This window comes from Rahnella selenatireducens, assembly GCF_046449555.1.
GTDB classification, from domain to species: domain Bacteria; phylum Pseudomonadota; class Gammaproteobacteria; order Enterobacterales; family Enterobacteriaceae; genus Rahnella; species Rahnella selenatireducens.
Map to the genome: position 1 here is coordinate 68,351 of NZ_JBKEZJ010000008.1, position 13,457 is coordinate 81,807.

Consider the following 13,457-nt stretch of genomic DNA (forward strand, 5'->3'; position numbering starts at 1 on the left):
CGCAAAGATTAATTAAGGACAACATCAATGACTCACATTCCCGAACACTCAACAGCTACGTATTCCGATACGCGTCTGCCCACCGCGAGCAGCAGCGCCGTATCATGGGGTGCCATATTTGCTGGCGCGGCAGCTGCGGCATCCCTCGCTTTGATTTTGCTTATGTTGGGCGCTGGTTTAGGTCTTACGTCCGTTTCACCATGGGAAAATCATGGGCTTGACGCTGGTACGGTGGGTATCGCTGCCATAGCCTGGTTGACGTTCACTCAAATTGTCGCGTCAGGTATGGGAGGCTATTTATCCGGACGACTGCGCACGAAATGGGTCGATACCCACACCGATGAAGTCTATTTCCGCGATACTGCACATGGGTTTTTAGCCTGGGCTGTCGCGGCGCTTATATCTGCTGTGCTGTTAACGAGCACATTGGGGACCCTCGTTGGCGGGGGAGCTAAAATTGTGGGTAACGTTGCCAGCGGTGCGGCGAGTTTAGCTAATAAGTCATCTGCAATACCCGGTTCGTCAATGGACTATTTCGTTAACACGATGTTCAGGGCGAACAATCCTGCCATACCTGCAAACGGTGCAGCCGACCCCGCTTCGTCAACAGTCGCGCCTGCTCCTGCAACGCCATCTGCCTCTCACGAGTCCGTTTCTCCTGCACAGTTAGCCGAAGTGACCGGTATATTTGCCAATAGCATAACGTCCGGCGCCTTACCCCAGGATGATCGTCAGTATGTCGCGCGGTTGATTGCTCAAAACACAGGTATCAGTCAGCAAGAGGCTGAACAGAAGGTACAAAGCACCTATGACAAAGCCCAGGCTAAATTAAAAGAAGCGAAGGAAAAAGCGCAGCAAGCTGCTGATGCCGCACGCAAAACCACCAGCTATCTGATGCTCTGGACATTCATTTCTTTGCTGGCGGGCGCCTTCGTAGCCAGCCTGTGTGCGACCTTCGGTGGCCGTCAACGTGATTTATAATCCTTAATATGAGAGAGGTTTACCATGCGCTCACTGTTACTGTTATTTTTAGGCGTACCCATTCCAATCATTATCTTGATTGCGCTCTTTGCCCATTAATGCTTGTCTGGCACGTGGCATTGTGATCAGTCATATCAGAATAGTTGATGGGGAAACCGGGTAGCACCCGCCTTTGGTAACCAGCCTCTACAGCGGGTCATTCAGAGGCATTTGACAAAAAGTGAACCCGATTTCAGCCAACTTATCATTCAGTTACTGGCAATGACGATCCCCACCAGAAAAGCCCGCTCAGGAAACTAAGCGGGCTTTTTGTTTTCCAGAGGAGGCGCTAACCGGTAGACCGGGATCTGCCGTGTGGTCCCAGTCAGATTATCGGAGGCTTCGGCCTCAGCAGTGGAAATACGCATGCCGGACTTTCTCAGTGTTGAGATGTCAGCGGCGATACGCTGCATGCCAAACCAGAACAAACCATCGAGAGCGCTGACAGATAAACCGGCTTCCAGCGCCAGGCGCAGACGCTCTCGTGGCGCTTTAACCTGTTTTGCAATTTCCTGATACGAGGCAGTTGTCACACCATCCGCTGTCACGCGGCGGATCCGGTGAGTAAAACGGTAGCGAAAAGCATCGGGGACATTGTTCAGATCGGCCCTGATGCTGTAGACACAGCCGTACCGGTTTTCGCTGATGTTGACAGGCTTGCGGCCTAACGGCAGCGTTTTACGCAGTTGATCTATCAACTGCGGGGCGCGGATCAACTGGAGGCGAAAAGGTATTTCAAAACTGGTGACGTAATCCACATTCAGCAGCGCAAGATGCAGGCGCTCTTCACTTCCGGCTTTGATCTGCCGGCACTCTTCTGTCACCTCCGCCCACTGCTGTGTTAGCCGGGGAGATTCGTCGATTGCCGCAAAATGGTATTTTTCGATTTGATAGTCGATACGTTCACTCATCATGACTCCCCGCGCCTGTCTGTTATCAAACGGTATAAAACTAAACCACATACCGTTGTTTACGCGACAAAAAATATCACTTTTCTACTTTAACGGTAAACGGATTACCTGTTTTTCTGCGCCTCGTGCACGCTATAACCGCGCTATTTCAACGTCCGCTTAAGCACGCACCTGCCCTCCCAAAATACCTCCTGAATTTTTTCTAACGTTTCTCCTCAAAATGCCGATAACACTCCATGAGTCCCTTTTTCGCAGCACTGAACAGGAGAACAAAAATGGATGTATCGCAAATTGCTTCACTGGCGACCGGTCTTGATAACCTGGATCTCAGCAACAAGGTGAACACCCTGATGCTGAAAAAAACGCTGGATAATCAGCAGTCAACGGCAGCGAGCCTCATCGAGTCAATCCCACAGTTGCCTGCTAACCCGGCGATTGGACGCAATATTAATATCGCTGTTTGAGTCGTGATTTGAGAGGCACGGGGCGTACCTGCGCAGAAAAAGAACTTAATTCAACCCCTTAACCCAAAAAAGCCCACCCAGTCACCCGGGCAGGCTTTCAACTTAATACGTCAACTCACAACATCTCAAATATCGAAACGGTCCAGATTCATCACTTTGGTCCAGGCGGCAACGAAGTCTTTCACGAATTTCTCTTTCGCATCACTGCTGGCGTAAACCTCGGCGCTGGCGCGTAAAACCGCGTTTGAGCCAAACACCAGATCGGCGCGGGTGGCGGTGAATTTAGACTCTCCGCTTACGCGGTCACGGCCTTCGAAACGTTCACCAGTCGAATCAGTGGCTTTCCATTCAGTGCGCATATCCAGAAGATTGGTGAAGAAGTCCGTATTCAGCTCGCCGGTTTTATCGGTGAATACGCCGTGCTGGCTGCCGTCGAAGTTGTTTCCCAGCGCACGCAATCCGCCAATCAGCACCGTTAATTCCGGTACGGTCAGCGTCAGTTGCTGGGCTTTGTCGATCAGGAGATTTTCAGTCGAAGTTTTGCCGGTATCACCGCGATAGTTACGGAAACCATCGGCTTTCGGTTTAAGCAAATCAAACGACTCAATATCGGTCTGATCCTGACGCGCATCCACACGTCCCGGCGTGAACGGTACATCGATGTCGACGTTAGCCGCTTTCGCCGCCTTTTCAACACCAACGACGCCTGCCAGCACAATCACATCCGCCAGTGACGCTTTCGGGTGCGACTGCTGAATAGATTCCAGCGTTGGCAACACGCGCGCAGCGGCAGCGTTAACGTCCCATTGTCTTTGCGGCAGTAATGCCAGACGCGCACCGTTTGCTCCGCCGCGCTTATCACCGCCACGGAACGTCGAGGCGGATGCCCACGCCACAGACGTCAGTTCGCCCGCCGTCAGGCCGGACGCCGCAATTTTCTCTTTCAGCACGGCGATATCGGCAACCGTCGGATGATAAACCGGCACCGGCAATGGATCCTGCCAGATTAAGTCTTCTTTCGGCACTTCCGGTCCGATATAGCGCGCTTTTGGCCCCATATCGCGGTGTGTCAGTTTGTACCAGGCTCTGGCAAACGCTTCGTTAAAGGCCTGCGGATCGCTGTGGAATCGGCGCGAAATCTTCTCAAATTCCGGATCGAAACGCAGCGTCAGGTCAGTCACCAACATGGTTGGTTTGCGTTTTTTCGCGGTATCAAACGGATCCGGAATGATATCCGGTGCATCGGTGGCTTCAAACTGAATAGCGCCCGCCGGGCTGCGGGTCTGCACCCAGTCATATTTGAACAGGTTTTCGAAGAAGTAGTTGCTCCACTGCGTTGGCGTCTGCGACCAGATGACTTCCAGACCGGACGTAATGGCATCCGCACCGGCACCGCTGCCGTAGCTGTTTGCCCAGCCTAAACCCTGCGCTTCGATCGGTGCGGTTTCCGGGTCAACATCTACATGACTGGCTTCTGCCGCGCCATGGGTTTTGCCCAGCGTGTGACCACCGGCGATTAACGCGACAATCTCTTCGTCGTTCATGCCCATATTGCCGAACGTGGCGCGGATGGCCGGTGCAGCAGAGGCCGGATCGCCGCTGTGGTTCGGGCCTTCAGGGTTGACGTAAATCAGCCCCATTTCGGTTGCGCCCAGCGGGGATTTGGCGAGTTCTTCAGGATGACGATGTTCCAGCCACGTAGTTTCGTCGCCCCAGTTTACATCCAAGTCCGGTTCCCAGACGTCTTCACGTCCGGCACCAAATCCAAAGGTGCGGAAACCAGAATTTTCCAGCGCGACGTTACCCGCCAGAATATAGAGATCGGCCCAGGAAATTTTTTGCCCGTATTTTTGTTTCACCGGCCAGAGCAGGCGGCGCGCTTTATCGAGGCTGACGTTATCCGGCCAGGAGTTCAGCGGGGCGAAACGTTGCTGACCGCGACCAGAGCCGCCGCGACCGTCAACGGAACGATAGGTCCCGGCGCTGTGCCACGCTAAACGAATGAAAAGACCAATGTAACTGCCCCAGTCGGCAGGCCACCAGGGTTGCGACTCGGTGAGGACGCCTTTGATATCGGCTTTGAGCGCGGAATAATCTAATTTGGCAAATTCTTTACGGTAATCAAACGCCTCACCCAACGGGTTTGAGCGGGCGGAGTGCTGGTTCAGCAAATCGGTTCTGAGCTGGTTAGGCCACCATTCGCGATTACTTGTCCCGCCGCCGGACGCTTCATTGGTTTTTCCTGCATGAAAAGGACACTTACCGGCGGAGGCCTCGCGGTCGGCTTCTACAATTGGCTTTGCGTCGTTTGCTTCTTCATCAATAGAACTGCTCATGCTCACACTCCTTTTTTATAGTCTCATTGCTACTCTATACGCGGATTTAACCCAGTCACATCTGGAACACCCTATGTATTTGATAGACCTTCCCTTCTGATCCCAGTATTTGTTCTGTGAGTTTCCACAACTTCTGAATCCTGACTCTGATTATAGATTAGCCAGTTAAAGTGAAAGGCTTCTCTTTTGGGCGTCGCAAAATGAAAAAAGCCCGCTCAGATTTTCTGAAGCGGGCTCTTCACAGAGAAACTCAATGTTATGCGTGAACCACGTTCCGTTTATCCAGCGCTTTACGGATCGCCGCTTCGAGTTCGTTGATTTCGAATTTCGCCACATAGCCATCGGCGCCGACTTTGCGGACGTGATCTTCGTTGGCGCTGCCTGACAGCGAGGAGTGGATAATCACCGGAATATTCTTCAGGAATTCGTCGCGTTTGATATTGAGCGTCAGCGTGAAACCGTCCATTTCCGGCATTTCCAGATCTGTCAGCACAAAGGAAATTTTGTCTGAGATGGGCACGCCCGCCGCTTTGCACTCTTCGGCCATTTTGCGGATTTTATTCCAGGCTTCCAGACCGGTTACGTGCATCTGTGCCGGGATTTCCATCATGTTCAGGCCTTTTTCCAGCATCTGACGCGCGACTTTGGAATCTTCCGCAACAATCGCCACGGTGCCCGGTTTCATCTTGAACGAGCTGGTTTTCTTCTTATCCATGTCGATATTGTTGTTCGGGATAATGTCGTGCAGGATTTGCTCGACGTCCAGCACCAGCGCCAGACGGTTGCTGGATTTATCGTTATCCAGGCGCGCAATACTGGTGATGTTACGGCTCTTCACGCCGGATTCTGCGGCCAGTACCTGGCTCCATTCCAGACGAACAATATCGTCCACTGACTCCACCGCAAACGCCTGCGTGCTGCGGGCATACTCGGTGACCAGCAAAATATTCAGCCCGGTTTTCGGCACGCAGCCGACAACCGCAGGCAGGTCAATCACCGGGATAATTTCACCGCGAATATTGGTCATCCCCATCATCGGCGATGACATTCCCGCCGCTTTGGTCAGCGTCGGCATAGGGACAATTTCACGTAGTTTGAAAACGTTGATGCCAAATAATTCTGACTGATCTTCATCTGGCGATGAGCCCAGACGGAACAACAGTAATTCAAACCGGTTTGATGAAGTGAGATTTGTTCTTTCATCAATTTCTTTCTGAAAATTATCCATACTTTCCCCATGCCTTCGTTATTAGTTTTCGTGTGCGTTTGCCGTGCGCGTCATTCGGAAAAACAGGAAATTAATTTTCTTTTTTTCTCAGAGGGACTGCTCATTTATCGGCTCGGACGGGGAAATTCTTTAGTGCAGGGAGGAAATTGAGCAGGAGAAAGTGATCCGGCACCCGTGAGATGCCGGAAAAAGCGGTTAACCGGCGATTTTCACCAGTGTTCTGCCCTGAATTTTATTCTCAAGGAAATCTGCCGCCACGGCCGGAGCCTGTTCCAGCGTGATTTCGGTCGCCGCCTGCTCGTAGAAACTCTGCGGCAGGGTTTTCAGCAGACGTTCCCAGACGGCAGAACGGCGGTTAGCGGGCACAGAGACGGAATCAACACCCTGCAAACGCACGTTGCGCAAAATAAACGGCATTACGGTGGTCGGCAGACCAAAACCGCCTGCCAGCCCGCAGGCCGCCACGCAGCCGCCATAGTTAGTTTGTGCCAGCACTTTGGCCAGCACTTTGTCACCGACGGTATCCACCGCGCCTGCCCAGGTTTGTTTTTCCAGCGGACGGGTTTCGGCGAAATCATCGCGGGAGAGAATTTCGCTGGCACCCAGTTTACGCAGGTAATCGTGCGTGGACTCGCGGCCAGTTACCGCCGCAACGGTATAACCGAGCGTATGCAGCAATGCGACAGCCGTGCTGCCCACGCCGCCGCTGGCACCGGTCACGACGACGGTTCCGCTTTCCGGTTTAACGCCTGCGTCTTCCAGTGCCATCACGCACAACATGGCGGTGAAACCTGCCGTGCCAATGATCATCGCATTACGCGCCGCCAGCCCTTCCGGCAAAGGCACCAGCCAGTCGCCTTTCACGCAGGCCTGCTCTGCCAGACCGCCCCAGTGTGTTTCGCCCACACCCCAGCCGGTAAGAATGACCGGCTGACCGGCAGTAAAACGGGCGTCATTGCTGCGGCTGACGCGGCCGGAAAAATCGATCCCCGGCACCATTGGAAACTGGCGGATGATCTTGCCTTTGCCGGTGATCGCCAGCGCGTCTTTGTAATTCAGACCGGACCAGCTGATATCCACCAGCACATCGCCTTCCGCCATTTCCGGCAGTGCGATTTCTTTGACTTCGGCCAGTGTGGCTTTATCTTGCTGTTCCAGAACCAGTGCTTTCATTTTTTTCCCTTAATTATTCAGACATTCGAGAGTTGTCGTTAGAAATGCGATGACTAACGTAATGATTGCAGGTGCTATTCTTGAATTTCTTATTGAAGGCTTTTCTGAAAATATGCCCAAAACTGATTCAGGGGTTCGGCTGAACGGAACAGTTTGGCGCGCATCACTGCTCCTTCCCAGCCCGACCAGAAAACTTCTGCCAGCTGCGCCGGTGGCATGTCTGAGTTTAAGTCGCCCGACCGCTGCGCTTCTTGCAGACAACGTGCCACACGGCTTTCCCACTCCTGCAAAATCGCTTTCAGCTTTTCCGGGAAATCATCGGGAAGCAGCGGTGATTCCTGTAATAAATTGCCGACCAGGCAGCCGCGTTTAAATTCAAATCTCGCCATGCCCTGTCCTGCGTGATCGACAAATGCGCCGATGCGTTGCAGCGGCGGCAATGCGTCGTTGAGTAAAAATTTGTCGAGCTTATGGGCGAAGAACGAGCCATAGGACGTCAGCACCGTCATGCCGAAATCCTGTTTGCTGCCGAAATAGTGGTAGAACGATCCTTTGGGCACGGAGATGTTTTTAATCACCGCATCGATGCCCGCAGACAGATAGCCCATTTCCGTGATGACTTCCAGCCCGGAGCGGATCAGCGCTTCACGCGTATCCGCAAACTCGCGTTCGGTTTTCGGCGGACGGCCACGGCGGGGCTTTTTAGCCGCCTCTGGCGGGTCTTCCGGCGGGATTGTCAGTGCATCACTCATGATTTAGACCGATCGTTTTTTAATTGCCAAAAGCCTACGCCCAATTCCCTTCACAGGCAACCTTGTCATCCCCTGAACAGCAAAAAGCCCGCTGCGGCTTAACCGGGCGGGCTTTTTTTAACGATTAGTATGTTGTAACTATTTTTCGCTCACTGCCTCACGGACAGTTTCCTGCACGCTGTAACGGTTCGTTTTGAACGGAATATCCAGACGCTCGCGCAGCGTATGCGCCTCGGAAGGATGCCAGTAACCACGCGCCGCCAGCACCGGCAGCACCAGACGGGTGATGTCGTCGAGCGCTTCGGTCAGCACCGGTCCGCTGATGATAAACCCGCTCGCACCGCCCTCTTCCACCCAGCGAATCAGACGGTCGGCGACCTGTTCAGGCGTACCGAAAAACTCACCGCGTGGCAACGTGGTCTGATACGCCACTTCGCGCAGCGTCAGGTTTTCCTCTTTCGCCAGCTTCTTGATGCTGTCGGTAGTGGAACGGAACGTGTTCTGGCCTAAATCGCCCAGCTCCGGGAACGGGCCATCCGGCGGATATTGGCTGAAATCGTGATGGTCAAAGAAGCGTCCGAGATATGCCAGTGCGTCGTCGAGCGACAACAGCGAAAGCAGATACTGATATTTGGCTTCGGCTTCCGCTTCGGTTTTGCCGACAACCGGGCTGATGCCGGGGAAAATCCCCACCGGATGACGGCCATTTTTTGCCACCTGCGCCCGGAGTTTGGCGGAGTATTCCTGCGCCTCTTCCAGCGTGCGGGCATTGGTGAAGACCGCATCGGCAGATTTACCCGCCAGCGCGATACCGGCATCGGAAGCGCCCGCCTGGAAAATCACCGGCTGACCCTGCGGGGAGCGCTGGATATTCAGCGGGCCTTCGACCGAGAAGAATTGCCCCTGATGATTGAGTTTATGCAGTTTGGCCGCATCGAAAAACACGCCGCTTTCACGGTCACGCACAAACGCACCGTCTTCCCACGAATCCCATAAACCCTGCACCACGCTGATGTACTCTTCCGCAATCTGGTAACGCAGCGCGTGTTCCGGATGATCTTTACCAAAGTTTTTCGCCGAGCCGGCCAGCGGTGACGTCACCACGTTCCAGCCCGCACGCCCCTGACTGATGTTGTCGATCGATGCCAGCTGGCGCGCCACGGTAAACGGATCGCTGTACGACGTCGAAATCGTCCCTGCCAGCCCGATGCTGTGGGTGGCGGACGCCAGCGCCGACAGCAGCGCAATCGGTTCGAAACGGTTGAGGAAATGCGGCAGCGATTTTTCGTTGATGTGCAGACCATCGGCCACGAACAGGAAATCAAAACCGGCGGCTTCGGCGCGCAACGCTAAATCGCGGAAATAGGGAAAATTCACGCTGGCATCAGCGGGCGCTTTTTCGTGACGCCACGAATTCATATGCCCGCCTGCACCGTGCAACATCAGACCGAGCTTGATACTTTTTGAATGGCTCATGAGATCTCCTTACAGCTGGCCAGCCAGCAATTCGATGGACTTCAGACGCACGGCGGCATCTGTCAGTGGGGTATGAATGACAAATTCGTTAACGCACAGACGACGCTGAATGTCGCGCAGCTGTTCATGAATGTCGGCGGGTGTCCCGTGCAACACGCTGATCTGCTGCTGTTCGATGCGGTACTGCGTCGCCCCGGCCTGCCGGACGAACGCTTCGGCCTGTTCGCGGGTGCCGACGGTCACATGTTTATCGCCGACGGTGACGCGGAAATTATGTTGTTCCGCCACCAGCGCGGCGGCTTCTTCCCGCGTTTCGGCGGCCAGCACCGCAAGACTGACCAGCGCCTGCCCTTGTCCGGCGGAATACTCGTGGTACGCCAGCACCGATTCAGTCATCACTTCCGCGGACGTGTTGATAAAACCGGCGAAGACAAAATTCCAGCCCAGCGACGCCGCCAGACGGGCGCTTTCTTTGCTCGCACCCAGCAGGAAACGCTGTGGCGCAACCGGCGGCTGCGGCAATGCGCGGGCTTCGACACCGGCCAGATTGTCGTCGAGATGCGTCAGATAATGCGTCAGTTGCTGTAACTGCGCAGGGAAACCGGGCGCGGAATCTGCAGGAGCATGGCCCCGCAGCGCTTTGGTTGAGAGCGGTAAACCGCCGGGCGCTTTGCCGATGCCGATATCCACGCGGTCAGGCGCCAGCGCCGAGAGCAGATGGAAATTCTCAGCCACTTTATACGGGCTGTAATGTTGCAACATGACGCCACCGGAGCCGATCCGCAGTGTCGATGTCTGCGCCAGCAGCCAGGCAATCAGCACTTCCGGCGAGCTGCCTGCCAGCTTTTCTGTGTCGTGATGTTCAGAAACCCACAGGCGGTGATAACCGAGTTTTTCCGCCGTTTTCGCAAACGTCAGCGTCGCCTCCAGTGCCTGCTCCGCACGCTGTCCTTCATTTATCGGGCTTTGGTCTAATAAGCTCAGTCGGTAATTCACTCGGGGCATTCCTTTTATCCACTGGTTTCAATTCATGAAAAAAGTCAGTTCATGTTAAAAAGAGTTCCACGAAGTAAGGGCAAAGCTAAATAATTAAATTGCGCATCGATAGCCATTATTTTGCTATGAGCTATGAGAACAAAACTGCTTATAAAATATAGCCAGTGAGTCTTTCGCTAAAAAGAGTTTCCTGTCTACGATGAAATGACTGCGAACCTATCTTATAAAAGGCTACGAATAATGAGCATTTCACTTGCCAATGACGAGCGCACCCATACGGTGTCAGGCTCATCAGAATTAGAAAAAAAACTCATCGCCCACCGTCGTGAATTACACCTGAACCCTGAGTTATCCAATCAGGAATTTGCGACCACACAAAGAATTACTGACTGGCTAAATGCGGCCGGCGTACGGATTTTGGATCTCGGGCTGAAAACCGGCGTCGTGGCTGAAATCGGCCCGCAGCATGGCCCGCTGGTAGCGTTGCGCGGTGATATCGATGCGCTGCCGATTGAAGAAGCGTCCGGCGTGCCTTTCAGTTCGCAACATCCCGGCGTGATGCACGCCTGCGGCCACGATTTTCACACGTCCGTTATTCTCGGTGCCGCGTATTTACTGAAAGCGCGTGAAGATCAGCTTCCCGGGCGCGTGCGTCTGTTTTTCCAGCCTGCGGAAGAACGTTTTGGCGGCGCATCGCAACTGATTAAAGCCGGTGCGCTGGAAAATGTGGATGCGATATTTGGCCTGCACAATGCGCCGGAACTGCCGGTCGGCACCTTCTCCACCAAAGGCGGCGCGTTCTATGCCAACGTAGACCGGTTCAGTATCACGATCACCGGCAAAGGCGCACACGCCGCGCATCCCGAGGAAGGCGTCGACAGTATTGTCACCGCCAGCCACATCATTTCGGCGCTACAAACCGTGGTCAGCCGCAACGTCAGCGCGCAGGAAGCGGCGGTAGTCAGCGTGACGCGTATCGAAGGTGGCAATACCTGGAACGTGCTGCCGCAAACCGTCGAACTTGAAGGCACCGTGCGCACGCATAACGACGCTGTCCGCGAACAAATTCCGGAACGTATCCGTCAGGTGATTTCAGGCGTGGCCACCGCACTGGGCGCGACAGCCGAACTGCACTGGTTTGGCGGGCCACCGGCGGTGGTGAATACGCCACGCTGGGCGGATTTCAGCCTGGAAGCAGCGGCTGAATTTGGCTATAAAACGGAAGTCGCGACGGCGCAGATGGGCGGCGAAGACTTTGCTTTTTATCTGCATCACGTCCCCGGCGCGTTCGTCAGCATCGGTTCCGCCAGTGAATTTGGTTTGCATCATCCGCAATTTAATCCTGATGAATCCGCTATTTATCCGGCAGCCGCTTATTTCCAGCAACTGGCTGAAAAAGCACTGCGGGAATTAACCGTAAAATAACCTTTATTAATTTCATTCAACCTGAAATGCCCGGTAATCCGGGCGTTTTGCGTGGTTATTCCAGACAGCGCTTTATTTCCAATTTATCTATTTCATTATTTAATTTTGTTGTTTTACATCCCTGTAACACTCGGGAATAGTGAAATTGTCGTCTCACTGTCATCACCACATACAATAAGCAATAAGAATGCAGGGTATAAAAATAATGATGAAACACAGCGTTAAATTGACCACCATCGCAGCGTTATTCAGTCTTTCCGCACTGGCACAGGCCGCACCGGGTATCGATCTGATTGCAAATGAAAAACCGATTAATACCCCCAAAAGCCCGGAAGCTGTGGCAAAAATCCCGGCTAACTTTAAGTTTGTTGAACCCGGCACGCTGACCGTGGCGCTCGCCGTGCTGGGCAGCGCCCCGCCGTTCGGCCTGTATGCCCGCGATAATAAAACCGTGATCGGCAGCGAAGCGGATATCGCCCGCCTGGTCGCCGACGGTTTGGGCCTGAAGCTGAAAGTGGTTCCGGCTTCCTGGGAAGACTGGCCGCTGGGCGTGACCTCCGGGAAATACGACGCCGCCATTTACAACATTACCGTCACTAAAGACCGCAAAACCAAATTCGATTTCGCCACGTATCGCGAAGATACGCTCGGCTTCTACGTGAAATCCGACAGCAAAATTACCTCGATTCAATCCGCGCCGGACATCGCCGGGAAACGCATTATTGTCGGCTCCGGCACCAATCAGGAAGCCGTGTTGCTGGCGTGGGATAAAGAGAATCAGGCCAAAGGCTTACCGGAGCTGAAACCGCAATACGTCACTGACGACGCCGCCGCGACGCTGGCGATTCAGTCTGGCCGCGCCGATGCGACCTTCGGGCCGAACGTCACCGGTGCCTACAAAGCGCTGTTAACCGGCAAAACCAAACTGGTCGGCACCGTACCGGGCGGCTGGCCGAAAACCGCGAACATTGCCGTGACGCTGAAAAAAGGCAACGGCCTGGTGGACGCGGTTCAGGCATCGCTGAACAGCGCCATCGCCAACGGCACCTATTTGCAGGTGCTTAACCGCTGGGGTGAAAGCGTTGAGAAAATCGACCACTCCGAAATTAACCCGCCAGGACTGGGCGACTGAGTAAAGAGGATTGCATCATGAGCGATGACGTTTTTATCCAGACCGTGCCGGAAGACCCGCTGATTGCGCCGTTCATTCAGGGGTTGTTCGGTGAATATCGCGAGCGCTACGGCGAGTATTTTTCCAGTCAGCCGCCGGAAGATGACAGCGTATTTTCCAAACCGGACGGCACGTTTATCGTACTGCTGAGAAACGGAGCGCCCATTGCGATGGGCGCGTACAAACGCTACGACGAGAAAACCGCAGAGTTGAAACGCATCTGGACGCACCGCTCGCTACGCCGTCAGGGACTGGCACAGAAGGTTTTACTCGAGCTGGAGCGCCGTGCTGCCGCTTACGGGTATCAGCAGGTTTTCCTCACCACCGGTTTCCGCCAGCCGGAAGCAGTAGGGCTCTATTTGTCCCACGGTTATCAGCCTTTGTTTGACACGCGCCTCGACCCGGATGTCTATTCCCGCCCGCCGTACGACGGTCGTCTGCCGTTTACCAAGGCGCTGACCGCTGACGTCCCTGTCACCTGAAATTGCCAGAAGAAAGAGAACAC

At 54.2% G+C, this 13,457-nt stretch carries 12 protein-coding genes; 5 read left to right on the plus strand and 7 right to left on the minus strand.

Annotation, left to right across the window (positions count from 1 at the left end):
• The first annotated feature begins 27 nt into the window (after positions 1-27).
• Positions 28-981, plus strand: a complete 954-nt coding sequence (locus ACLBVC_RS14550; protein ID WP_410150218.1) for a hypothetical protein — start codon at positions 28-30, stop codon at positions 979-981.
• A gap of 296 nt (positions 982-1,277) precedes the next feature.
• Here the strand turns inward: ACLBVC_RS14550 and ACLBVC_RS14555 are convergent, their stop codons facing one another.
• Positions 1,278-1,931, minus strand: a complete 654-nt coding sequence (locus ACLBVC_RS14555; RefSeq protein ID WP_410150366.1) for an ECs1377 family protein — start codon at positions 1,929-1,931, stop codon at positions 1,278-1,280.
• Positions 1,932-2,206: 275 nt separating this feature from the next.
• Here ACLBVC_RS14555 and ACLBVC_RS14560 point away from each other — a divergent pair, with 275 nt between their 5' ends.
• Positions 2,207-2,395: a YjfB family protein gene (locus ACLBVC_RS14560; protein ID WP_410150219.1), complete on the plus strand. Its 189-nt coding sequence runs from the start codon at positions 2,207-2,209 to the stop codon at positions 2,393-2,395.
• A 125-nt stretch (positions 2,396-2,520) separates the two neighbouring features.
• On the opposite strand, the gene katG is transcribed toward ACLBVC_RS14560, so the two are convergent.
• The 6 genes from katG to ACLBVC_RS14590 all read right to left on the minus strand — a co-directional run bounded on the left by katG (position 2,521) and on the right by ACLBVC_RS14590 (position 10,356).
• Positions 2,521-4,731, minus strand: coding sequence for a catalase/peroxidase HPI (gene katG / locus ACLBVC_RS14565; protein ID WP_410150220.1), 2,211 nt, complete (start codon positions 4,729-4,731; stop codon positions 2,521-2,523).
• A 256-nt stretch (positions 4,732-4,987) separates the two neighbouring features.
• Positions 4,988-5,959 carry a chemotaxis protein gene (locus ACLBVC_RS14570; protein ID WP_104921679.1) on the minus strand — a complete coding sequence of 324 codons (972 nt, stop codon included), beginning with the start codon at positions 5,957-5,959 and terminating at the stop codon, positions 4,988-4,990.
• Between the two features lie 195 nt (positions 5,960-6,154).
• The gene (gene acuI / locus ACLBVC_RS14575; protein WP_410150221.1) at positions 6,155-7,132 is read right to left on the minus strand and encodes an acrylyl-CoA reductase (NADPH); all 978 of its coding nucleotides are present in this window, start codon (positions 7,130-7,132) and stop codon (positions 6,155-6,157) included.
• Positions 7,133-7,221: 89 nt separating this feature from the next.
• A complete protein-coding gene (gene acuR, locus ACLBVC_RS14580) occupies positions 7,222-7,884 on the minus strand; it encodes an acrylate utilization transcriptional regulator AcuR (protein WP_410150222.1) in 663 nt (220 codons plus the stop codon).
• Between the two features lie 138 nt (positions 7,885-8,022).
• The gene (locus ACLBVC_RS14585) at positions 8,023-9,360 is read right to left on the minus strand and encodes an LLM class flavin-dependent oxidoreductase (protein ID WP_410150223.1); all 1,338 of its coding nucleotides are present in this window, start codon (positions 9,358-9,360) and stop codon (positions 8,023-8,025) included.
• 9 nt (positions 9,361-9,369) lie between these two features.
• On the minus strand, positions 9,370-10,356 hold the full coding sequence (locus ACLBVC_RS14590; protein WP_410150224.1) for an MsnO8 family LLM class oxidoreductase: 987 nt from the start codon (positions 10,354-10,356) through the stop codon (positions 9,370-9,372).
• 240 nt (positions 10,357-10,596) lie between these two features.
• Here ACLBVC_RS14590 and ACLBVC_RS14595 point away from each other — a divergent pair, with 240 nt between their 5' ends.
• From ACLBVC_RS14595 to ACLBVC_RS14605, 3 genes are all read left to right on the plus strand, one after another.
• The gene (locus ACLBVC_RS14595) at positions 10,597-11,781 is read left to right on the plus strand and encodes a M20 peptidase aminoacylase family protein (protein WP_410150225.1); all 1,185 of its coding nucleotides are present in this window, start codon (positions 10,597-10,599) and stop codon (positions 11,779-11,781) included.
• Between the two features lie 208 nt (positions 11,782-11,989).
• The gene (locus ACLBVC_RS14600; protein ID WP_410150367.1) at positions 11,990-12,913 is read left to right on the plus strand and encodes an ABC transporter substrate-binding protein; all 924 of its coding nucleotides are present in this window, start codon (positions 11,990-11,992) and stop codon (positions 12,911-12,913) included.
• A gap of 17 nt (positions 12,914-12,930) precedes the next feature.
• Positions 12,931-13,434: a GNAT family N-acetyltransferase gene (locus ACLBVC_RS14605; RefSeq protein WP_410150226.1), complete on the plus strand. Its 504-nt coding sequence runs from the start codon at positions 12,931-12,933 to the stop codon at positions 13,432-13,434.
• The last annotated feature ends 23 nt before the right edge of the window (positions 13,435-13,457 follow it).